The organism is Halomicroarcula saliterrae (assembly GCF_031624395.1).
In the GTDB taxonomy this organism is placed as follows: domain Archaea; phylum Halobacteriota; class Halobacteria; order Halobacteriales; family Haloarculaceae; genus Haloarcula; species Haloarcula saliterrae.
Window position 1 is genome coordinate 627,592 of record NZ_JAMQON010000001.1, and the last position, 21,004, is coordinate 648,595.

At 66.7% G+C, this 21,004-nt stretch carries 19 protein-coding genes; 8 read left to right on the forward strand and 11 right to left on the reverse strand.

The features are described 5' to 3' along the window. From NDI56_RS03470 to NDI56_RS03480, 3 genes are all read right to left on the reverse strand, one after another. On the reverse strand, positions 1–1,356 hold the full coding sequence (locus NDI56_RS03470) for a hypothetical protein (protein ID WP_310918032.1): 1,356 nt from the start codon (positions 1,354–1,356) through the stop codon (positions 1–3). Then, positions 1,357–2,292: a hypothetical protein gene (locus NDI56_RS03475; RefSeq protein WP_310918033.1), complete on the reverse strand. Its 936-nt coding sequence runs from the start codon at positions 2,290–2,292 to the stop codon at positions 1,357–1,359. Between the two features lie 149 nt (positions 2,293–2,441). Further along, entirely contained in the window at positions 2,442–3,878 is a 1,437-nt protein-coding gene (locus NDI56_RS03480; protein ID WP_310918034.1) for a lipopolysaccharide biosynthesis protein, read from the reverse strand. 168 nt (positions 3,879–4,046) lie between these two features. Here NDI56_RS03480 and NDI56_RS03485 point away from each other — a divergent pair, with 168 nt between their 5' ends. The 3 genes from NDI56_RS03485 (at position 4,047) to NDI56_RS03495 (ending at position 7,602) form a co-directional block, all read left to right on the forward strand. After that, the gene (locus NDI56_RS03485; RefSeq protein ID WP_310918035.1) at positions 4,047–5,027 is read left to right on the forward strand and encodes a hypothetical protein; all 981 of its coding nucleotides are present in this window, start codon (positions 4,047–4,049) and stop codon (positions 5,025–5,027) included. A 134-nt stretch (positions 5,028–5,161) separates the two neighbouring features. Next, positions 5,162–6,139 (forward strand): alkaline phosphatase family protein, encoded by a 978-nt coding sequence (locus NDI56_RS03490; RefSeq protein WP_310918036.1) that lies wholly within the window; start codon positions 5,162–5,164, stop codon positions 6,137–6,139. 2 nt (positions 6,140–6,141) lie between these two features. Continuing rightward, entirely contained in the window at positions 6,142–7,602 is a 1,461-nt protein-coding gene (locus NDI56_RS03495; RefSeq protein ID WP_310918037.1) for a sulfatase, read from the forward strand. Here the strand turns inward: NDI56_RS03495 and NDI56_RS03500 are convergent. Next, a complete protein-coding gene (locus tag NDI56_RS03500; RefSeq protein ID WP_310918038.1) occupies positions 7,593–8,435 on the reverse strand; it encodes a TrmB family transcriptional regulator in 843 nt (280 codons plus the stop codon). The two genes, NDI56_RS03495 and NDI56_RS03500, sit on opposite strands and share 10 nt — an antisense overlap. Before the next feature lie 966 nt (positions 8,436–9,401). Between NDI56_RS03500 and aglJ the strand changes: the two genes are divergently transcribed. Then, a complete protein-coding gene (aglJ, locus tag NDI56_RS03505; protein WP_310918039.1) occupies positions 9,402–10,397 on the forward strand; it encodes an S-layer glycoprotein N-glycosyltransferase AglJ in 996 nt (331 codons plus the stop codon). Position 10,398: 1 nt separating this feature from the next. On the opposite strand, the gene NDI56_RS03510 is transcribed toward aglJ, so the two are convergent. From NDI56_RS03510 to NDI56_RS03520, 3 genes are read right to left on the reverse strand one after another with little or no spacing between them, the layout of a single operon-like run. After that, complete coding sequence (locus NDI56_RS03510) at positions 10,399–11,742, reverse strand: sulfatase-like hydrolase/transferase (protein ID WP_310918040.1); 1,344 nt, start codon at positions 11,740–11,742, stop codon at positions 10,399–10,401. A gap of 59 nt (positions 11,743–11,801) precedes the next feature. After that, positions 11,802–12,128 carry a DUF5789 family protein gene (locus NDI56_RS03515; RefSeq protein ID WP_310918041.1) on the reverse strand — a complete coding sequence of 109 codons (327 nt, stop codon included), beginning with the start codon at positions 12,126–12,128 and terminating at the stop codon, positions 11,802–11,804. Between the two features lie 43 nt (positions 12,129–12,171). Beyond that, on the reverse strand, positions 12,172–12,519 hold the full coding sequence (locus tag NDI56_RS03520; protein ID WP_310918042.1) for a winged helix-turn-helix transcriptional regulator: 348 nt from the start codon (positions 12,517–12,519) through the stop codon (positions 12,172–12,174). 136 nt (positions 12,520–12,655) lie between these two features. Between NDI56_RS03520 and NDI56_RS03525 the strand changes: the two genes are divergently transcribed. After that, on the forward strand, positions 12,656–13,075 hold the full coding sequence (locus tag NDI56_RS03525) for a DoxX family protein (RefSeq protein ID WP_310918043.1): 420 nt from the start codon (positions 12,656–12,658) through the stop codon (positions 13,073–13,075). A 46-nt stretch (positions 13,076–13,121) separates the two neighbouring features. Then, entirely contained in the window at positions 13,122–14,759 is a 1,638-nt protein-coding gene (locus NDI56_RS03530; protein ID WP_310918044.1) for a rhomboid family intramembrane serine protease, read from the forward strand. Positions 14,760–14,767: 8 nt separating this feature from the next. Here NDI56_RS03530 and NDI56_RS03535 read toward each other — a convergent pair whose 3' ends face one another. The 3 genes from NDI56_RS03535 to dph2 form a co-directional block, all read right to left on the reverse strand. Beyond that, the gene (locus NDI56_RS03535; RefSeq protein WP_310918045.1) at positions 14,768–15,394 is read right to left on the reverse strand and encodes an METTL5 family protein; all 627 of its coding nucleotides are present in this window, start codon (positions 15,392–15,394) and stop codon (positions 14,768–14,770) included. Positions 15,395–15,444: 50 nt separating this feature from the next. Then, positions 15,445–17,367 carry a PAS domain-containing sensor histidine kinase gene (locus tag NDI56_RS03540; protein ID WP_310918046.1) on the reverse strand — a complete coding sequence of 641 codons (1,923 nt, stop codon included), beginning with the start codon at positions 17,365–17,367 and terminating at the stop codon, positions 15,445–15,447. Positions 17,368–17,430: 63 nt separating this feature from the next. After that, entirely contained in the window at positions 17,431–18,477 is a 1,047-nt protein-coding gene (gene dph2, locus NDI56_RS03545) for a diphthamide biosynthesis enzyme Dph2 (RefSeq protein ID WP_310918047.1), read from the reverse strand. 488 nt (positions 18,478–18,965) lie between these two features. On the opposite strand from dph2, the gene NDI56_RS03550 reads away from it, so the two are divergent. Continuing rightward, entirely contained in the window at positions 18,966–19,364 is a 399-nt protein-coding gene (locus tag NDI56_RS03550) for a YlbF/YmcA family competence regulator (RefSeq protein ID WP_310918048.1), read from the forward strand. Positions 19,365–19,665: 301 nt separating this feature from the next. Here the strand turns inward: NDI56_RS03550 and NDI56_RS03555 are convergent, their stop codons facing one another. Beyond that, on the reverse strand, positions 19,666–19,974 hold the full coding sequence (locus tag NDI56_RS03555) for a hypothetical protein (protein WP_310918049.1): 309 nt from the start codon (positions 19,972–19,974) through the stop codon (positions 19,666–19,668). 163 nt (positions 19,975–20,137) lie between these two features. Here NDI56_RS03555 and NDI56_RS03560 point away from each other — a divergent pair, with 163 nt between their 5' ends. Beyond that, entirely contained in the window at positions 20,138–20,968 is an 831-nt protein-coding gene (locus NDI56_RS03560; protein WP_310918050.1) for an MBL fold metallo-hydrolase, read from the forward strand. Positions 20,969–21,004 lie beyond the last annotated feature (36 nt).

A 21,004-nucleotide genomic window follows, 5' to 3' on the forward strand; every position in this document is an offset into this window, starting at 1 on the left:
TCACTCGGTGACGACGTCGACGATACGCTCGGTCGCGTTCCCGAGTCGCACCGGCATCCGGGACTCGTCCCCGTCGTCCCGCCGCCCCGACAGCGCGTCGGCTATCGCCGGGGCCACCCGCGGCCCGTTGGTGAACGTGACGTTCGTCACCGGGGCCAGCGCGTCGAGGTCGTACTCCCAGAGGTCGGCGACGATGGCCGGCACCCCGACGACGGCGCTCTCGATGAACGCCGTCGAGCCGTTCGTCACCGACACGCGCGAGGAGAGCAGGGCGTCGTCGATGTCGTCGAAGTCGGTGACGTACGACGCCCAGCCCCGCTCTTCGAACCACGCTGGGCTCTCCAGCGGGTGGAGCTTTATCGCGAGCGAATACCCCTCCCGCTCACAGAGGCCGACGACGTCCTCGACGAGTCGCTCGAAGTCGGCCTCGATGTCGCTGTCGACCGCGGCGTGTGACCCGCTCACGAAGAGCACGTCGTAGGTCGCCTCGCCCTTCTGCTCGCCTTTCCGTGCGAGCTGGTCGTGCCACGGGTTGCCGACGACTGCCATCCGGGAGTCGGGGTGGGCGTACTCCGCGAACAGCTCGCGCCACGGGTCGCCCCAGAGGAGATAGGTGAGCGGGGCGAAAAACGGCGCCGCCATTATCCTCCCCGCGATCGGCTGCTGGAGCCCGTGCTGGTAGACGAACGTCCGGTCGGGCTCCGAGGCGGCGACGACGTACGGCATCGGCGAGAAGGTGTGTATCCGGGGGTCGCCGCTGACGAGCTCCCCGACGCTCTCGCGTTTGACCGTCTCCAGCAAGAGGAAGTTATAACAGAGCGAGAGCCGGCCGAGGGGAATCCCGGCCACCTTGCGCAGCCGGTAGACGAGGACGGCGGCGTACAGCGCGTTCCGGAGGACCCGCCAGAGCCGGAGATAGCCGTGGAGCGTCCGGTGGGAGGTCGTCGCGAACCCGTCTGCCTCCCACTCGTCCTGTCTCGTCTCCGCGGCCGGCGAACAGAGGAGCAACACGTCGTGGTCCCGCTCCCTGAGCGCACCGGCGACTTCGAGGAACGTCTCGGTGCGGTAGCCGCTCTGGGAGGACATGATAAAGAGGTGGCCGTCGGCCCCCAGCGAGGGGCGGCTGTCGTTTCCGACCAGCCGAGCCGCGAGTCCGCGCGCTCTCGCGAGGACGACGTAGCCCACCAACACGACGGGGAAGAACACGGCCGTGATGAACGGCACCTCGTCGTTCTCGGAGATGTCCCGGTCGTTTTCGAGGAGGTAGTTGATTCGGTAGGCGGCGTAGGCGAGCGGGTGGCGACGGAGGAAGGCCCCGGGCTCGTCCCCGTCGTCCGCGAGACGGTCCCGGCTCATCTACTCGACGTAGCCGAGGTTGTGGAGGCGTTCTCTGACGACGTCTTCCCCCATCGTCGTGCTCGAACGGGCGCCCTCGTCGGTGAACTCCCGCTCGGTCCCGTCGTCGATGACCGCCCAGGGGACCTCGACGAGCTCGGGACAGCGCAGCCCCGGCGGGTGGCCGTAGACGCGCACCGGCGGGAACGTGCGTTCGCCGAGCATGTTGCCGTGGTCGGACATGATGACGCTGCGACCGGGCAAGTGCTCGGCCAGTTCGACCGCGTGGTCGATGACGAAATCCAGCGTGTCGCCGTAGGCGTCCCAGGTCTCTTCTCTGGTCACCTCGCCGAGTTCGAGGGCGTGCCAGATGTTCCGCGGGTCCTCGCCCGCCGGCCCGGTGGTTTCGCCCGGGCGCCAGTGGGTCCGGAAGATGAGTTCGGGTCGGGGGACAAAGGGCATGTGGGGCTGGACGAAGTGAGCGACGAGACGCTTGTCCGGGTGGTCCGCGTGGGCGTCTTTGGCCTCCTCGACGACCGGTTCGGGGAGAATCGAGACGCTATCCGGGTCGAAGTGGTCGGCCCACACCTCGCGCAGTTCGTGGAACGACTCCGGGGCCTCCTTCGAGGTGACCGGGTTCGCTGTCACGTACACCAGGTCGCCGAACTCCTCGCCGGCGAAGTTCTTCTGTGTCCACGGCGTCGTGTTGCTGGCGTTCGACGTCACGCGCTTGTACTCGTCGAAGCGGTCGAGGTCGACCCGCTCCTCGAAGAGGTCGGCCCGGCAGGCGTCGAGGACGAGCAGATTGTCCCACTCGTGGTCGAAGACGGACGTCCCCGCGTCGCCGTAGCCAAGCGAGTGGAGCGGACTCACGACCTCCGCGAGAAAGTTGTGCCGAACCCAGTGGGGGTCGTTCCATTTCTCCGCGATTCGACGGAGGACGTATCCTGCGTTCATACAGTACCAGTGCCTGTCGGCGCTACTGACGATATATGTATAACGGTTACGAAACAGTACCGCAGTTTCAGGCCGTCTGTCGGTCGGATTCGTCGTTTCGCACGCTCACGGGCCGCCCGGGGCCTGTAGCGCACTGCGTGGCCCGGCGGTCACCGAATGCGGGCATATCGGAGCAGGGTTGGCGGCGCCAACGCCACCGCTTTCTGCCGGATTCGCGGCGAGATACTCAGCAGGGCGACCGTGTACACCGCGGCCCCGGCGCCCACGAGCGAGATGGTCCCGACGAACCCGCCGGGCGCGAGGGGCTCTAGAGCGACGACGCCGGCGAACATCAGGACGCTCGCGACCAGCTCCTCGCCGATTTCCCTGACCGGGACGCTCGGCCGCCCGACGAGTCGGCTGATGGCGACGTAGCTCAGGCCGAGGGTGACGCCCCCGGAGACGAGCGTCGCCGCGGCGGCCCCGTACCAGCCGAACTGCGAGACCAGAACGACGTTCAACACGACGTTCATGCTGACGAGCAACAGGTCGATGCGGAGGACGATGTCGGGTCTGTCCAGCGCCTTGATGACCGAGACGATCTGTGAGGCGTAGGCGTCGAGTATGAGGGCGCCGACCAGTATCACGAGGACCGTCGCGCCGCGGGAGAACTCGGTGTTGTAGATGCGCAACAGCTCGCTGCCCAGCGCCGCCGCACCGAACAGCCCGGGGATGAGAAAGAGGCCGGTGAACACGAGCCCCTCGTCGAGGTAGTGTTTGACCTGCTCGGTCTGTCCGGCGGTGCTGATGTCGCTGATCTCGGGGAACAGCGTCGAGCTGACGGAGTTCGAGAGGACGACCAGGAACGAGCCGAGCGTCCAGGCGACCTTGTAGATGCCGACCAGCGTCGGCGAGACGAAAAAGCCCAGCACGATGATGTCCATGTAGTTGAACGCGTTGCCCTTCAGGCCGCCCGACCAGCCGCTCTTTGCGTACTCGACGAGCCGCTCGAAGTGGACCCGCTTCGGCCGGGTCGGCCCCAGACCGACGAAGTACAGGCCGACGAGCGAACTCACGACGAGGGCGACGGCGTGGCCCACGAAGAGGCCGGCAATCGTGTAGCCCACCAGCAGTAGCGCCACCTGAAACGCGGTTCGGAGAGTCCGCTCGACGAAACGCACCCAGCCGGCCTGGGCGACCTTCTTCTCCCCGTGGAGCGCCTCCCGGAGCGTGTTGAACACGCCGTTGGTGACCAGGACCAGCGCGATGAACACCGCGATGGTGTCGCCGACGTATCGGTTGACCTGTCCCCGGAAGAGGACGACGAGCACGGCCGGCACGGCGACCGACGTAAAATTCAACAGGACGCCGGCGGTGAAGTAGGCGTTCTCGTCTATCCCTTCGCTGACCCGCTTCTTGAGCGCCTCCTGAAAGCCCGACAGCGGGACGTTGAGCCAGACGACGATAGACATCCCCAGCGCGTACACGCCGACGCCGTCGGCGCCGAGGATACGCGCGATTGCGAACGTCGCGACGAAGCCCGACACGGAGACGGCGACCTGCGAGACGAAGTGGATTGCCGCCGTGCGACCGAGTTTGAGAGCCATAACCTACTCAGTGGAACTGCCCGTCGCCGCGGATACTGCCTTGGTTTGCCCTTTCGGTGTATAAGTCTCGTGGGATAGAACAGACACCGCCTTCGGGCGGCGACGGCGCTGCCAGCCGGTGCTGAGTAGAAGGGCTTATGCGACCCCTGGTCGTCGTTACGATGATTGATGATTCCGGACCGGTACACGTTCAGTAACTTCAAACGGGCGGTGAAACAGCCCGGACTGCTCGTCGAGGAACTCGGGCGGCTCCCGTTTACGTTCCACGCGGTCGCCCAGAGCATCTACGCGGAGCGACACGGCTACGGCGAGGGCGACGCCGTGATACTGCCCGACGAGGACTGGGACAACCTCATCCTCATCGACGCCTGCCGGGCCGACCTCTTCGAGGAGACCATGGACACGTCCCGATACGACAGCTACTCGCGGGTCGTCTCCGTCGACAGCAACACGACGCCCTGGAGTATCAAGAACTTCAAGGACAGACAGCTCGGCGACACCGTCTTCGTCACCGGGAACCCCGCGCCGTCGAAGACCGTCCCCAACGACTTCCACGAGTTCATCGAGGTGTGGACGGACAAGGACGCCCACGACACGACTACCTACACCGTGCCGGCCGAATCGGTCTGTGAGTACACCCGCGACGCCGTCGAGCAGTACCCGGACAAGCGCGTTCTCGCACACTTCGTCCAGCCCCACTGCCCGTTCGTCCCCCGCGAGGACCTCGTCTTCCGGAACACCTGGGGCGACGCCGAGCGCATCGGCATCGAGGGCGGCGAGCCCGAACGGCCGTACAACGTCTGGGACGCGCTGGAGATGGGCGAGGTCGACGCCGACACCGTGTGGGAGGGGTACAGAGAGAACCTGGAGTACGTCATGGAGCACGTCCACGACCTCGTCGAAGACCTGCCGGGCAAGACCGTCATCACGTCCGACCACGGCAACATGCTCGGCGAGCGGACTATCACCGGCCGGAAGGTGTACGGCCATCCCGGCGGGATGCGGATGAAAGACCTCGTCGAGGTCCCCTGGGCCGTCGTCGAGAACGGGCCCCGAAAGGAGATACGCGACGACGGCGTCCACTCCGAGGGGTCCGTCGAGTCCGACCTCATCGAGTCCCGGCTGGCCGCGCTCGGCTACGTCGAGTGACCGGCCCGGCGCCGGTTCCCGTCCCTCTCTCAGCTATCGGGCACCGCGTCCGGCGGTCCGAAAGCGCTTGACCGGGCACCGCGTCCAGCAGTCCGAAAGAGCTTACTTCGGCCCGATTGCTATATCTCCCTAACATGGTTCTCGTCGTTCTGGGTATCGACGCCCTCGACCCCGACCTCGTCGCGCAAGGGGAGTACCCGAATCTCACGCTCTCCGACCATCGGGCCATCGAGACGATAGACAGCATCGAGGGCGAACCGAGCACCCACGAGCTCTGGCCGACGATTATCACCGGCCTCACGCCGGAGGAACACGGGCTCGTCCTCTCCGACGACGGCGTGGCGTGGGGGAACCCCGTGCTCGAATTCGGCAGCCGCGTCGCCGACGTCGTGCTCCCGGACGGGCTCCAGACCCGCATCGGCGCGTGGCTGCTGACGAACACGACCGCCGACGCCTTTCGCACGCCCAAGCGCTACTACGCCGAGAACGGTATCACGACCGTCTTCGACGACTGCGCGGCGACGCCGATCGGGATTCCGAACTACGTCGTCGACCCGGACGAGACGGACCGCGAACACCAGTTGCGCCAGAACATGGGCGAGCTGTTCCAGCGCGACCCCGACGCCCGCGGCGGCCACACCTCCGCGGACCCGATTTCCTTCTACGAGCAGTGTCTGGAGATGGCGATGATTCGGTTGGCACGGGCCCGGCGCGCGCTGCGGGGCCACGAGTCCGAGCTCGTCTTCGCCTACACGAGCGGGCTGGACCTCGTCGGCCACGTCGCCTACGACCAGCCCGGCCTCCAGCGGTCGGCCTACGAGGAGCTCGACGACTTCGTCGGCGACGTTCGGGACGACCTCGGCGACGGCGACGAACTACTGCTGGTCAGCGACCACGGGCTACAGGAGGGCGTCCACACCCACGAGGCGATGGTGGCCGCGACCGACGGCGACCTCGTCGCCGACATCGAGAGCGTCACCGACGTTCGCCGAGCCATCGAGGCGGAACTGGACCGCACCGACCACGTGCCCGAACGCCGCGTGCTGGACGAGACGGACGGCGCCGGCGGCGAGGCCGTCAGAGAGCAGCTGGAAAATCTGGGGTACATGTGACGATGACCGACGACCCGAACGTCCTGCTGGTGGTGCTCGACAGCGTCCGGGCGAGCAACTGTAGCCTCTATGGTCACGCCAACGAGACGACGCCGTTTCTCGACGCCTTCGGGGCCGAACGGGCGACCGTCTACGACCAGGCCCGCGCGCCCGGCGCACGCAGCGTCACCAGCCACGCCAGCCTCTTTTCCGGCCTGCACGTCGCCGAACACGGCGTCGTCTCGGCGGCCGAGCGGCTGGACCCGACGCTGTCGGTGTTCCACAGGCTCCGCAGCGAGGGGTACGACACCGGCATCTTCACCGAGAACGACTGGCTGACGGCGGTCGACGTGGGGCTGAAAGACGGGTTCGACAAAGTTGTCGGCGCCCGGAACGTCCCGTTCCCGGACGGGCTGAACCCACACGAGTTCGTCTCGAACGAGGGGCAGGGCAACTACGCCGAGTTCGTCAAGACCGCCCTCTCCAGCGACCGGCCCGCGCGCTCGCTGGCCAACGGGGTCGCGACGAAGCTCCAGTCGGACTACATGCGATATCTCCCCGGCAACGTCACAGCCTCGACGCCGGCGGACGTGTACGTCGACTCGTTTCTCGACTGGAGCGACGACAGCGACGGCCCGTGGGCGGCCTGCCTGAACCTGATGGACGCACACATCCCCTACGAGCCCGCCGACGAGCACGACCTGTGGGGCGGCTCGAAGGCCAGCGCCCTCCAGTCCTCGTTTGCGGACCAGAAGTGGGTGTTCCACGGTGGCCAGAACCCGTGGTGGCAGAAGAGGGCCGTCGAGTCGCTGTACGACGGCGCCATCAGGCAGATGGACGCGGAGCTAGAGCGGTTGGTCGCCGCGCTCGAACGCCGGGGCGACCTCGACGACACCCTGCTGGTCGTCACGAGCGACCACGGCGAGGGCTTCGGCGAGCCGAGCCGGCTACAGGACGGCGTCCGAGTGGCCGAACACGGCGTCGCAATCCACGACGCCGTGGTCCACGTCCCCCTGCTCGTCAGGTACCCCGAGCAGGAGACGCCCGACCGAATCGAGCGCCCCGCGACGCTGACGGCGTTTCCCGACGTCGTCAATCGGCTGCGTGACGGCGAGGCCCCGAGCGACGGGTTCTGTCCGGACGAGCCGGTCGTGGCCACCGCCGTGGGACTCGACAAACCACTGCAAAAGCGCGCCGGCGACTACGTCGCGGACATCTCGCCGTGGATAGACGACAAGCGAGCGGTCTTCGAGTACGACGCGGAGGCGGGCCTCGTGAAAAAGTACTGCCGGGTCCGGGACACCGCGGCGACGGTCCACAGCCGGGACGCACAGAGCGCCTACCGCGTCGCCCGAACCGACGACGGTCGCGTCGAAGCGGCCTTCGACGAACTGGAGCTGCTGGACGTCAGAACCGACGGCGAGGACCTGGACGACCTCGACGACGACACCTACGGCCGGCTCGAAGACCTCGGCTACGTCTGACCGGCGATGCTCTCGTACTCCCACACCAGGTCGAAGTAGCGTTTCATCCCGGCGACGAAGGAGCCGTTCTCGGTGAGGGCCGCCTGCCGCATGTGGTCGGGCACGTCCGGCTCCTCGACCAGCAGGATGGCCTCCCCGCTGTCGTAGTCCATGCTCGGGTCGACGAGCGTGCCGCGCCAGGGGAGCTTCTCCGTGCTAAAGCGCACCCCGACCTCGGGCAGTTCCGTCGCGAGCCGGTCGACCATCTCCGACTGGACGGCCGCCTTCTCCGGCGGGAGCTCGTCGGGGTGGAGAAAGAGGACGGAGACGTCGACGCCGCGGTCGACGGCCTCCGCCAGGGCGTGGTCGACGCTGTCCATGTAGGCGAAGCTGTTGGTGATGATGCCGAGCGTCGCCTCGGCGTCGCCGTAGAGCCGCCGCGTCTCGCGCTCGCTGGGCTCGCCCACGTCGACGACGTGGAACAGCTCCGCCGTCGGCGAGATGTCCTCGCTCGCCCGCTCGAACTGCGGGCCGTACTCCGCGAGGAAGGCGTCGCGTTCGCCCTCGATTGCGGTGGCGAAGGACTCGTAGGACTGGCGGCTGTTCTCGACGGCGCGGTCGAGTATCTCGTCGGGCGCTTTCGGCTGGTACTCCTTTGGCCGGCCGGGTATCACCTTGATGAACCCCCGGTCGGCCAGCGACTCCAGAACGCCGTAGATGCGGGCTTTCGGGATACCGCTCGCCTCCGCCAGGTTCGGTGCGGTGGTCCGCCCCAGCGCCAGCAACTGCTCGATGGCCGTCGTCTCGTACTCGGTCAGCCCAACGCGGTCGAACACGTCGGAACCGTTGGTCATACTCGTTGTTCGCCGTCCACAACGTAAAACGCGCGGGACCCGCCGGAAAGTTTTTATCGGTTGTCGATATTAGTTACTCGCAACGTGAGTAACCAGAAATCGGAGAGCCGCGAGCGCGACGACGCCCACCTGCAGGACATCGACGACGGCTGTGGCTGTGTCGAGGTGTGGGAACACATGAGCGACGGTCGCGAGGACTAGCTACAGTCTCTCTGCGTCGGGCCCGTTTTCGCCACTCCTGAACGCTCTCGACTGCTAGCGATAGGTGGGGGAGCCGTGACTGATACCTCGCTTCGCTCACTAGCGACAGATAGGACCGTTCTGTCTTTCCACCGCCAGAAAGCCCTCGACGGCTCGCTAGCAACGGATGAGATTGCTCTGCCTGCTCACAGCCCGAAAGCCCTCGGCTGCTCGCGGGCGCTGTGACGGATACCTCGCTTCGCTCGGTAGTGCCGCCACAGCGCCCGCGACCCGCCTCGCCCTTTCAGTCCGCCAGGGACAGCAGCGGCGAGCGCGACGGAGCGCGCTCGCGAGTGGCTCCACCACACCTCCCCGGTCGCTCGCGTCCGCGAGCGACACGCGTCCTGACCGCACAGCGGCCGGGAGCGAGTGGACCGGCAGTGCCGGTCCGGAGCGACCCGGGGAAGGGCAGGTCCGCGGTGCAGTCCCTCAACGGACTGGAAGGGCGAACCCGGTCGGCGCGGCTGCGCGGGCCCTATCCGAGCGCAGCGAGGATATCCCGCACAGCCGCGCCGACCGGGTGAGGGCTTCCGGGGGCACGGTATGAGCATCTGTGTGGCCAGTAGTAACTAGTCTGTCCGAGCGGGTGAGGGCTTCCAGAGTCCCAGTGTGAGCAGATGTGTGACCGAGAGTAACGAGCCGTCGGAACCGTCGTCCCATTCGGTACACACGATTGGGAGCCGCGGACCCGCATTTATTTGGGTCCGCGTGGCAGACGTTCGGACAATGGCCGACCGTGACGATGTCTGCGTGTTGCTGCCCGCCTACAACGAGGCCGAAACTATCGAGTCAGTCATCGGCGGCTTCCGTGACCACGGGTTCGAGAACGTCCTCGTCGTCGACGGCGGGTCGACCGACGACACGTACGACCTCGCCGAGAGGGCCGGTGCGCGGGTCTTCGAGCAGACCGGCGAGGGGAAGGGACAGGCCATCCGCGAGGCCGTCGAGCGGTACGTCGACGCGCCGTTCGTGCTGATGGCCGACGCCGACGAGACCTACCGGGCGTCGGACGCCGACCGGATGCTCGAACCGCTGTTCGAGGGGCGGGCCGAACACGTCATCGGCGACCGGTTCGCCGACATGAAACCCGGCGCGATGACGCGGCTCAACCGCGTCGGCAACCGGGTCATCAACGGGGCGTTCTCGTTCATCCACGGCCACGACTACGCCGACATCCTCTCGGGCTACCGCGCGTTCACGCGGGAGTCGTTCCTGCGGCTCGCGCTCTCGGCGGAGGGGTTCGGCATCGAGACGGAGATGGCCGTCGAGTGCGTCAAACACGGCGTCCGCACGGTCGTCGTCCCGATCACGTACGAACCCCGACCCGACGAGTCAGAGACGAACCTCCGGCCGGTTCGGGACGGCGGGCTCATCCTCGTGACGCTGTACCGGATGGCGAAGACGAACAACCCGCTCTTTTACTTCGGCAGCGTCGGGTTCGGGACCATCGCGATGGGGGTCACGCTGGGCGTCTACGTCCTCTACGACTGGTTCGCAAACAGCATCTCCCACGACGTCATCGCGACGGTCGGCGGTATCGCTATCGTGCTCGGTATCCAGCTGCTGATGTTCGGCGTCCTCTCGGACATGATAGTGACGGTCAACCGGGAGCAGACTCAGCAGCTCGAAAACATCGCGAGCCGGCTGAACGACCAGCAGCGGCCGACCTCCGACGCGGTCGAGGAGGCCGACGCCCCGTCGCCCGAGAACCGCCAGGACTGAGCTACTTGTACCCCAGCTGTTCGAGGCGGTCCTCGACGACGCCGGCCACCTCGGTCTCGCCGGCCTCCGCCGACGGCCACGGTGGGACGTTCGCGGTCAGTAGCTCGTGTTCTTCGAGGGGCAGTTCGACGACCGTCTCGTCGGGCAGCTCGTAGCCGACCTCGACGCCGTGGCCCTGCGACGCGATGAGCTTGTAGTCGCCGTGGTAGACGGCCTTCTTCTCGTGACCGTCGAGGCTCCCCTCGGTGAACATGAGCCGGTCCGACGGCGGCGTCTCGGTCAGTGAGTGGCCGGCGGCCGCGTCGAACTCGATGCCGGTCACGTCGGCGAACGTGGCCGGGAGGTCGACGAGCGAGATGGGGCCGTCGAGCGGCCAGTCGGCGTTCGTCAGCAGCGGGACGCGGGCGACGGCCTCGTAGGGCGCGCCGCCGTGGTCGACACAGCCCGACCCGTCGAAGTGCTCGACGTCGAAGGCGACGTGTTCCCAGTGGGCCTCGCCGTGGTCGGCGGTGACGACCAGCAGCGGGTCGTCGAGGGTCGATTCCAGCCCCTCGTCGAACCGTTCGATGGCGTCGTCGACGTAGTCCACGGACGCCCGGTAGAGGCGCTGTCGGTGGTCCCGGTAGCGCTGACACGCGCCCGTACAGTCCGTCTCGGTCTTGTACTCCCAGGTTGCCAGCCCCTCGATAGCGGTGTCGACGTCGTACTTCTCGACGTACTCCGCGGGCGGGTCCAGCGGGATGTGGGGGTCCGCGAGGTGGAGGAAGGCGAAGGTGCGCTCGCGGCCGCTGACCCACTCCAGATAGTCGGAGAGCACGTCGTCGGCGTCGGAGCTGAAGTTGTGGTAGAGCCGGTGTTTGTCGAACCGGCCGGAGATGGCGACGAAGGGCGTGTCGTGGCCGAACCCGCCGTAGGTCTCGTAGCCCGCGCCGGCGAGGGCCTCGGTGATGGTCACCCGGTCGTCGTCCATCCGTGGTGGGAGCCTGATACCGTCGGAGTCGTCGGGCTCGTCCGTCTGGCGCATCCCGCCGTGTTCGTGGGGGTAGACGCCGGCGAGCATCGACGAGACCGCGGGGAAGGTCCACGAGCCGGGCGTCGTCGCCGTGGTGCGGTTGAGGCCGGCGAGGAACGGCGTCGTCTCGTCGTCGACGTAGTCCGCGCGCAGGGCGTCGACGACGAGACAGACGATGTGGTCGGGCGCCGTGTCGGCCGCCGAGCGGTTCGGGAGGCTCTTGCCGGCGAACTGTTTGTCCGCCTGCCGCATCTGATAGTAGTCGTACGGGAGCGCGAGCGCCCGCTTTGCCGAGGGAGGGAGCGTGTTGATGAGCCGCCGCTTGATACCCATAGCTGTAGATTAAAGCGGGCGCATATTGGCTCTTCGACTGTGCTACGGTGTGGCGCCTCTCAGAACGGCACCAGCGCCCGGAGCTGTGTCAGCAGGCTGTTCGACGTGGACTCGCGCTTGCGCTCGAAGGTGGGATGGAGCGCGTTGAACAGGTCCTGTTCGGACTCGAACCGGGTCGCCGGGGCCGCTTCCAGCGCCTCGTCGACGGTGATGCTGTGGCCCGCGGAGTTGTAGGGGACCTCGATGTGGCCCGCCTGCTCCCGTACCTCGCGGGCGGTGGCGGGGTATTCGATCGACTCCTCGCCGAGTTTGGCGTCGAGCGCCGCGATGCCGAACTCGATAGCTGTTGGCTCCTCCGTGTCGTCGGCTGGTGGCTGTACTCCCATCGTCTCTGGTGTGTGTCTTCGAGGGGGAAAAGGCTACGTTCGACTAGTTCTCACAGGCGGTGAGCCACTCCTCCGCCCACGCCGTGATCTCGTCGAACACCGGACAGAGCGACTCCCCTTTGGGGGTGAGCCGGTAGTACGTCGCGACCGGCGCGTCCTCCTCCAGTCGGCGCTCGACGAACCCGGTCTCCTGGAGGTCGTCAAGAACGCGCGAGAGCGTTCGCGAACTGGCCTCGGTCGCACGTTTGAGCTCGTTGAACCGCCGCTCGCCGTTCTGGAGCTCGTGGAGCACGACGAGTCGCCACTTCGACCCGACCTGTTCGAGCGATTCGACGACCGGGCAGACCTCCGCGCTTCCCTCCGCGTCCCGTGAGAACGTCTCTGATGACATCGGTGTGACCTGGTATCTCCTATGTCCGGGAAGCGATAAATAGGTTCGCATGCGAACCAAGTAACGTAATGATACCACAATCCGTGGCTCACGCGAACCGACGCACCACTGCCCTTTCGACGGAGGTGACGGCCTGATGGCCTTCGAGACCGCCGGAGCCGCCGAGCTGTTCCTGCTTGCCCGCGTCCTCTTCGGCGGCGTTCTGGCCTTCACGGGACTGAACCACTTCCTGAGTCCCGAGGGGATGATTCCCTACGCGGAGGCCAAGGGGCTGCCGGCGCCCGCCGCGTCGGTGTACGGTAGCGGCGGGCTGCTCGTCGTCAGCGGGCTCTTGCTCATCGTCGGCGCGTACCCGGTCGTCGCGGCCGGCGCGCTGGCGACTTTCCTGCTGGTTTCGGCGGTCACCATGCACGACTTCTGGGCCGCGCCCGAGGACCAGCAGCAAGACGAGATGACCCAGTTCCTGAAGAACGTCGCGATGGCGGGCGGCGCCGTCGCGCTGCTCGCCGTCGCGGGGACGGCCTGGCCCTACAGTCTCGGGCTCTCCGTCGTCTGAGGCGCGGTCGCCAATTTCAAACCCCCCGGCCCCGATGTTGAGTTGAATGTTCCAGTCGTCGCTGGTGCCGCCGCTCGCCGCCGTGCCCGTCCGCCAGCTGGTCGTCGTCCTCGCCGTGCTCGCGGTGGGGGTCGCCGCCCGGCGCCTCGTCGGTGACCGCCTCGCCGCGCCGCTTCGCCGACGCCTCTTGCTCGGGGTCCCGTGGGGGACGCTGCTGACGGCGGCCGGGGTGCTGGCGATATACCTCTTCGTCCAGCGTGCGTTCTGGCACGCGGACCTGCTCGTGATACCGTTCCGGACGTGGTCGTACTTCTACCCGGTCGGGATGCTCATGGGCCCGTTCACTCACGGGAGTGTAAGCCACGTCACCGGCAATCTCATGGGGACGCTCGTCTACGGCACCGTCGTCGAGTACGTCTGGGGGCACTATCCCCAGCGACGGGGCGAGTCGTCGTTCGGGTCGCTCCGGACGAACCCGTTCGCCCGGATACTGGCCGTCCCGGTCGTGATGGTCGTCGTCGGCGTCTTTACCGGCGTGTTCGCGCTGGGGCCCATCGTCGGCTTTTCGGGCGTGGTGTTCGCACTGGCCGGCTTCGCGCTGGTGACGCGACCGTACCTGTTTCTGGGCGGGCTCCTCTCGAGTCAGGTCCTGGGGCTGGTCTACCGGGCGATTCTCTCGCCCGAGCCGACCGTCGGGGGGAGTATCCAGTACGTCACCCCCCCGTGGGCCAACATCGCTATCCAGGGCCACGCTATCGGTCTGCTGGCCGGCGTCTTCCTCGGCACGATACTGCTGTACGTCCGGAGCGAGCGGCCCGACCCCTCGAAGGTGTTTTTCGCCACGCTGGTCTTCGCCGTGGTGCAGGGGCTCTGGGCGGTGTACCTCCCGCTTGGCGGCGGTCGGTACACGCTGTTTCGCTGGCTGGGGACGGCGCTCGTGTTCTTGCTCGCCCTGCTGGTCGCCGCCGCGACGATATACACCGACAGACGGGCGCTCCCCGACTTCGACGGCGGGTGGCCCTCGGTGGCGGGCTTCGCGCTGCTGGTCGCACTCGCCGCGCTCTGTCTCGGGTCGGTCCCGATAAACAGCGCGATGCTCGACGACGGCGACCTGCCGGAAGACGGCGTTCAGGTCCGCGATTACGTCGTCACGTACGAGGAAGACGTGCGGAACGCCTATTTCGACAGCATGCCGCTCCCGCAGACGGCCCCGTCTAACGTCACCGAGAGCGGCGTCGTCGTGGCCAGCGCCGACCGCGAGATATGGTGGGTCGCCGTCAGTCGGACACAGCTAGCGGTCAACGGGCGAGCGACCGTCGTCCTCGGCGGGCTGGACTGGCGCGAGCCGGTCGCCGTCAACCGGACCGGCTGGTCGGTCTCGGGCAACGACAGCGTCTACAGCGTCGCTCTGACACCTGCGGGCCGACAGCCCGAAACCGTCTACCAGTCGTCGCCGTCGACCGTCGACGGGACCCTCGCCGGGCGGAACGTCACCCTCCGGCCGGTCGGTAGCGGCTTCGAGGTCGCGGTCCGAGAGAACGGGAGCGTCGTCGACAGGGGGCCGGTGCCGGCGAACCTCTCGACCCGGCGTATCGGCGGGCTCACCTTCGAGCGCAACCGCTCGCGGCTGTACGCGGGGACGAACGACACGCGACTCGTCGTCGCGAGAGCGCAGGGCGCCTGAGCCCGGGGTCAGTGCCACTCGATGCGATACAGTTCGGCCGTGATACTCCGGCGTTCCTCGTCGTGGAACTCGAACTGGTGTGGCAGGTCGAACTCGGCGGCGAACCCGTGGGTCACGTCGCCGTCGTTGTCGGCCGCGAACGACTCGACGAAGTCGCCGCTGCCCTCGTTGTGCAGCGAGTAGGAGACGCTCGATATCTCCGCGGCGGTCGCCAGAAATCGCCGGTCGGCGTGTTCGTTGCCCGACTGGGCGCCAAAGGGCGGGTTCATCACGACTGTCGTCTCCGCGATCGGCGGACACACCGGCGCCCGCGTCGCGTCGGCGCGGACCCACGAGACCGAGGTGGTCGACCCCACCTTCCGCTCGTTCGCCCGGGCCGTCGACAGCGGCCCCGGGTCGATGTCCACGCCCACGACCGTCTCGGGGCCACGCAGGGCCGCCGCGAGCGAGAGCATCCCGGTCCCACACCCCAGGTCGATGACCGTCCGGTCCTGTACGTCCCCTTCCAGGTCGGCTCTGTGGACCAGATGGGCCGCCAGCTCCGGTGGCGTCCGGTACTGTTCGAGGTCGGCCCGGGGGTCGGCGAACCCGGCGACGACACCGAGTTGCTGGGCGAGAGCGCTCTTTGTCGGCATCAGAAGTAATACATCCGAATCATGTAAAAATGTTTGGAAATGCCTGATGGTTATCTCACGCGCGGAAGCTCGACGACGAACTCGGCCCCGCCGCTGTCGCTCTCCTGTGCCCGGATACGCCCGCCGTAGCTCGCGACCATCGCGTCGACGAAGTAGAGCCCGAAGCCGGTCCCGCCCGAGTCGCTGCCCTTCTTGCCGCGCTCGAAGATGTCCTCCCGAACTGACTGTGCGATGCCCGGACCGTCGTCCGCGATTCGGACCGTCACGGTTTCCTCGTCCACCGTGACATCTACACTGATAGCGACGGTGTCGCCGTCTCCCGACCGACCGTGCTCTACGGCGTTGGTGAGGATGTTGCCGAACACGTCGTGCAGCAGGTCGTCCGCGGTCACGACGGCGTCGCTGTGGACCGAGATGTCGACGGTCACCCCGGCGTCCATCGACGCCGCCCGCTGGGCGGCCGACTCGATGACCGGTGCCAGTTTCACCGGCTTCGTCTCCGCCGCGCCGTCGTCGGCCAGCCGGTGCAACACCGACCGGACCTTCCGCGTGAGTTCGGTGATGTCGTCGCTCCACTCGACGATGGTCTCGGCGTACCGCCGCTGGTCGCCCTCTAGCTCCTGTGACAGCAGGTCACCACGGGCTCTGATGACGTTCATCCCGTTGAGGATGTCGTGTCGGAGGATACTGTTGAAAAACTCCATCTGCTCGCGGCGCCGCTGGAGCGCTTCGTTGGACGCCTCCAACTGTGCCCGCTGGGCTTCGAGCGTCGTTTCCCGGGCCACACGGTCCAGTGCGGCGATCGCGGTACTGGAGAGAATCTCCAGCAGCCGCCGGTCGGGCCCCTCGAAGGGCTCGACGGCCGTCGAGCCGACACACAGCAACCCGTGGTCGCCGAGCGGGAGACACAGCAGCGTCCCCAGCGGAAGGCCGGACGCCGCCGGGCACGCCAGCTCGCCGTAGTCCTCGATGACGACCGGTGTCCCGGCGTCGAAGATGGCCTTCTCGTCGGACCCCGGCCCTATCTCGGGGAGGTCCTTGGCGATTTCCACGCCGGCCAAGTCGGTCGCCGTCTCCGTGGCCCCGATGGGTGAGAGGACGTCCGTGTCGGCGTCGTAGGACCACATCGCCGCTATCGGGCGGTCGATGATTCGCTTGGCGATGTCACAGACCCGCTCGGCGACCGCCGCCTCGGTGTGCGTGTACAGCAGGTCGTTCGTGGCCTCGCTGAGGGCGCCGACGCGTTCCTCGCGGCGTTTCAGCTCGGTGATGTTGCGCGCCACGCCGACGACCTGAACGAGCTCCCCGTCGTCGAAGACGGGCTGGTACCAGGTCTCGAACACCAGGTCGTCGATCGGCTGTGTCACCCGTATCTCCTCGCCGGAGAGCGCCCGCTCGGCGGCCTCGACGATATCCGGATACCCCGCGTACACGTCGAACAGCGACTGGCCGACAATCTCGCCTTGCTCCTGTCCGAGACTCTCCAGGCCTTTGCCGGCCGACCGCGTGAAGACGCCGTCCGGGTCGAGGGTGAACACGACGACCGGGAGGTTGTCGACCATCGTCCGTATCTGCTCGTCCCACTGTGCGTGCTCGCGCTCGCGCGCTCGCTGGTCCGAGCGGTCCCGGAGGAAGGCGACGACTCGCTCCGTGCCGTCGACGCTGATCCGCTTGAGCCTGACGTCGACTGAGAGCCGCTGGCCCTCGGGACCGACGAGCTCCCACTCCGTGCAGTGTTCACCGTCGGCGACCGCCCGCTGGAGAGCCGACATCGCCCCTTCGGTGGCGGTCGCCGCCGAGCTGACGTCGCCGATGTCCGTCCCGAGCAGCTGTTCGCGGTCGAGTCCGACGAGGGCGCAGGCCGCCGGGTTCGCGTCCAGAACCCGGCCCGTCTCGGGGTCGTGTACCATGACCGGCTCCGGAGACGCGTCGAAGATAGCCCCGTAGAGGCGGTCGTCGATATCGGCGGTCATACTGGGATGTCAGCGACGACTCACAAGTCAGTGTCCCTGTAGTTCTCAGCGACGAGAACGGTGCTACCAGGTGCCGTGGAACGTGTCGAATTCGAGCGAGTCGAGCGGTTTCTCGCCGACGGCGATCTCGTACTCGCCGGGCGTGAGCATCGGCTTCTTGAACTGCGGGCCGTCGTCGGTCGTGATACGGGGACAGCCCGTGTTGACGTAAGCGTCCATGCCGAAGTTCGTCAGCCGGTCCGGGGTGACCTCGTCCATCGTGATGAGGTAGGCGTCGTCGTTGTTCTCGACGATCTCCTCGGCCTGGTCCCAGCGGCCCTGGCCGATCTTCGTACAGAAGATGACGCCCCACGACTCGGCGTCCATCGCGCGGTGGACGGCGCCGTAGCGCTGTTTCATGAACTTCTCCGTGTCGGCGATGGTGACGGCGTTGTTGACGGGGTCCGCGATAACGACGTTCTTGTCGGGGTGTTCCATCGCGAGTCCGAGCGGGTGGAACTTCCCGCCGCCGACGTAGAGAATCTGGTCGGCGTCGACGTCGGCGCTGGCGTAGTTACAGCCCAGCACCTGCCCCTCGTTGGTGAGCCGCTCGTCGCCGCGCTGGGTGTGGACGGTGTAGCCGCGCTCTTCGAGCCACTCGCGCATCTCGCCGAACTTGTTCATGTGCTGGGCCGTCGTCACGAGGCCGACGTCCGGGTCCTCGTCCGGGTCAGTGAGCTCCTCCTCGCGGGCCTGCTCCATGATGGGCGTGACCTCGACGTTAGAGAACAGCGGGACGTAGATGATCTTGTCAGACTCCTTCATCGGCGAGTGACCGAAGTGGACGAACACGTCTGTGCGCCGCATCATGTAGGTGTCGAGGTCGCAGGCGCCGTAGCAGGGCTGGCCGGACATCATCACCTGGACGTCGTCGGGTAGTTCCGACCGGAGGTCGTCGGTCACTGCCGGACCGCGCCGTTTCAGCCCCTCCGGGAACTGCAGGCCGACGGTCTCGGCGTCGCGCTCCTCGACGGCTTCGACGATGCGGTCTATCTCGTAGTCCCACTCTCGGTCGTGTTTCAGCGAGAGCCCCGTGTTTCGCAGGTCCCCATCGGTTCGCTCTTGGCTCATTAGCCAGCTATACCGGTTCGAGTGGGATAACCTCGGCGCTTCCGGCCCGATGGTCGGTGGTCACGCTCGACAGGACGGCGGTTTCGCTCCGCCTGGCGACCACACGGGTCTGCCTCTCCCCGCTCGGAGTCCCGAATCGGAGCCAGCCTCCGTACTCGCACGAAACGGACGATAGTAGTTTCAAAGAATTTATATTATGATGCGGCGATGTATCTGCTGTCACGTTCAGCTATGGTCTCTACCGAAGGCATTGCAACGTTCTTTTTCATGTTCCTCCTGGCTGCCCCGTTTCTGTTGTATCCTCGCGATATGGCCCGTCTTCGACTTCGCAATGCGAGGGACCCGGCACCGGACGGCTGGGCTATTGTGAAGGCCAGACTATTCGGCGGTGGCCTGCTCGTTATGGGTGTGCTCGGATTGGCTATCTCTTGACTCGGCACTGTTGCCGTTCGGCAAACCTATACCGCACGAGTCCCAACGCCGTGGTAATGAGCATCGAGACCGAGAACGTCACCGAGGCCGACGGCGACCACGTGGACCAGCTCGCGACCGAACTCGGCGAGAGCATCGCCGAGCTGCCGGTCTATCAGGAGTACCTGCAGGCCAAGGCGAAAGTCGAGAACGACGCCGACGCCCAGCGCGCCATCGAGGAGTTCGAACAGCTCCGCGAGGAGTTCCAGATGGCCCGCCAGACCGGCCAAGCGACTCAGGAGGACCTCCGGAAGGTCCAAGAGGCCCAGGAGGAGCTCCACGACATCGCCTCGATGAGCGAGTATCTCGAAGTCCAGAACGAGCTCGAACTGCGCCTGCAGGAGATAAACGAACTCGTCTCCGACCAGCTGAAAGTCGACTTCGGCGAGAAGGCCGGCGGCTGCTGTCAGGACTGAGTCCCGCTTTTCCGCGGCGTTCCGGACGACGGCTTCTCTTCGAGACCACGTACCGTCCGGTTCGTCCGACGGGCTCCAGCTGGTGTTCGACAGCGGCAACCGCTTCGAGCGGTCCGTCGCCGAACGGCGGCCCGAGGGCCGTCTGAACGCCGTCGAGGTCGTCCCGGAGACCGGCACGTAGCGCCGATTCCGACCGGCTCGAAGCGGATTCTGGCGAGACGGCCGGCGGCTGTTCGACTCGGAGCCGCCCCTCTGTTCGGTGTGTCTTCGCCAGACATCGGTGGCGCTATCCGCGGGCGTGTCACCGCTCGAACTGCGTGAGGAAGACGCCGACGGCCACGAGGAGCGCGAAGGCGCGAATCCCGTCTCGAACCGGCAACACCGCGTCGAGGACAGGCCGTCCGAGCGGCGTAACTACACCGTAGAGGGAGACCCCGACGAGTCTGACGAGACTGGCGACGAACCCGGCACACAGCGTTCCCGCCGCGAATATCGCGACGGCGTAGAGTGAGTAGCGGGCGATTCGGGCGAGTGGAATCGGTTCGTCGGGGGCGACAGAGCGACCGATGTCCGTAGCCAGGACCCACCTGGCGTAGCTGCGGAGTGACATACACCGTCTCTCAACTGGTTCACACAAAAACGCACCTGTCTCCGGGTGAGCACGTCCGTCCGACCGGCAGCGATACCGGTTCCAGATTACAGCGACGCCCGCGCGGTCTGTCTCTGACGAGCCCGTCGAAACTACTTAGCCACGCCCCGTCCCAGACTCCGGTATGACAGTCGACTCTGACTGGGAGGAGTGGCTCCTGCGCGCGGTCGAGGACGCCGACCCCGACGGGCTGGCGATCTGGTATCTGGGCTGTAACGGGTTCATCGTCAAATCGAGCGGCGGCGCGACGATATTCATCGACCCCTATCTGGGTATCGGGGACCCGCCCCGGACCGTACGCATGGTCCCGGTGCCGTTCGACCCCACGGAGGTCCAGGAGGCCGACGCCGTCCTCGGCACCCACGAACACACCGACCACGTCCACGGGCCGTCGCAGGCGCCGATCCTCGCGAGTACCGGCGCCACCTACTACACGACCGACAGCGGCCACGAGGTGATTCACGAGGAGGCGTGGATGGACAACTGGTCGGTCACCGACGACCAACTCGAAGAGATAACCGAGGGCGACCGGCTGGAGTTTGGCGACCTGACCGTCCACGTCGAACCGGCCAACGACCCCGACGCCGAACACCCCGTCTCGTTCGTCTTCGAGCACGAGTCGGGCACGTTCTTCCACGGCGGCGACGCCCGTCCCGGGGCGTTCGAGTCAGTCGGTGACGCGTACGACATCGACCTGGGCGTGCTCGCTTTCGGCACGGTGGGGATGATTCCCGACTCCGAGACCGGCGAGCCCACCCGGACCAAGTGGTACAACGACGAGAACATGATAATCGAGGCGGCCAACGAACTGCAACTCGACACGCTCGTACCGAGCCACTGGGACATGTGGAAGGGAATGACTACCGAGCCGACAGTGTTGCACAACCACGCCCGCAGCTTCGACTATCCGGAGACGCTACAGATCGTCGAAATCGGGGACAGAATCGACCTCTGAGCGGTCGCCGGGCGTGGTAATCGCTCACAAACCGGC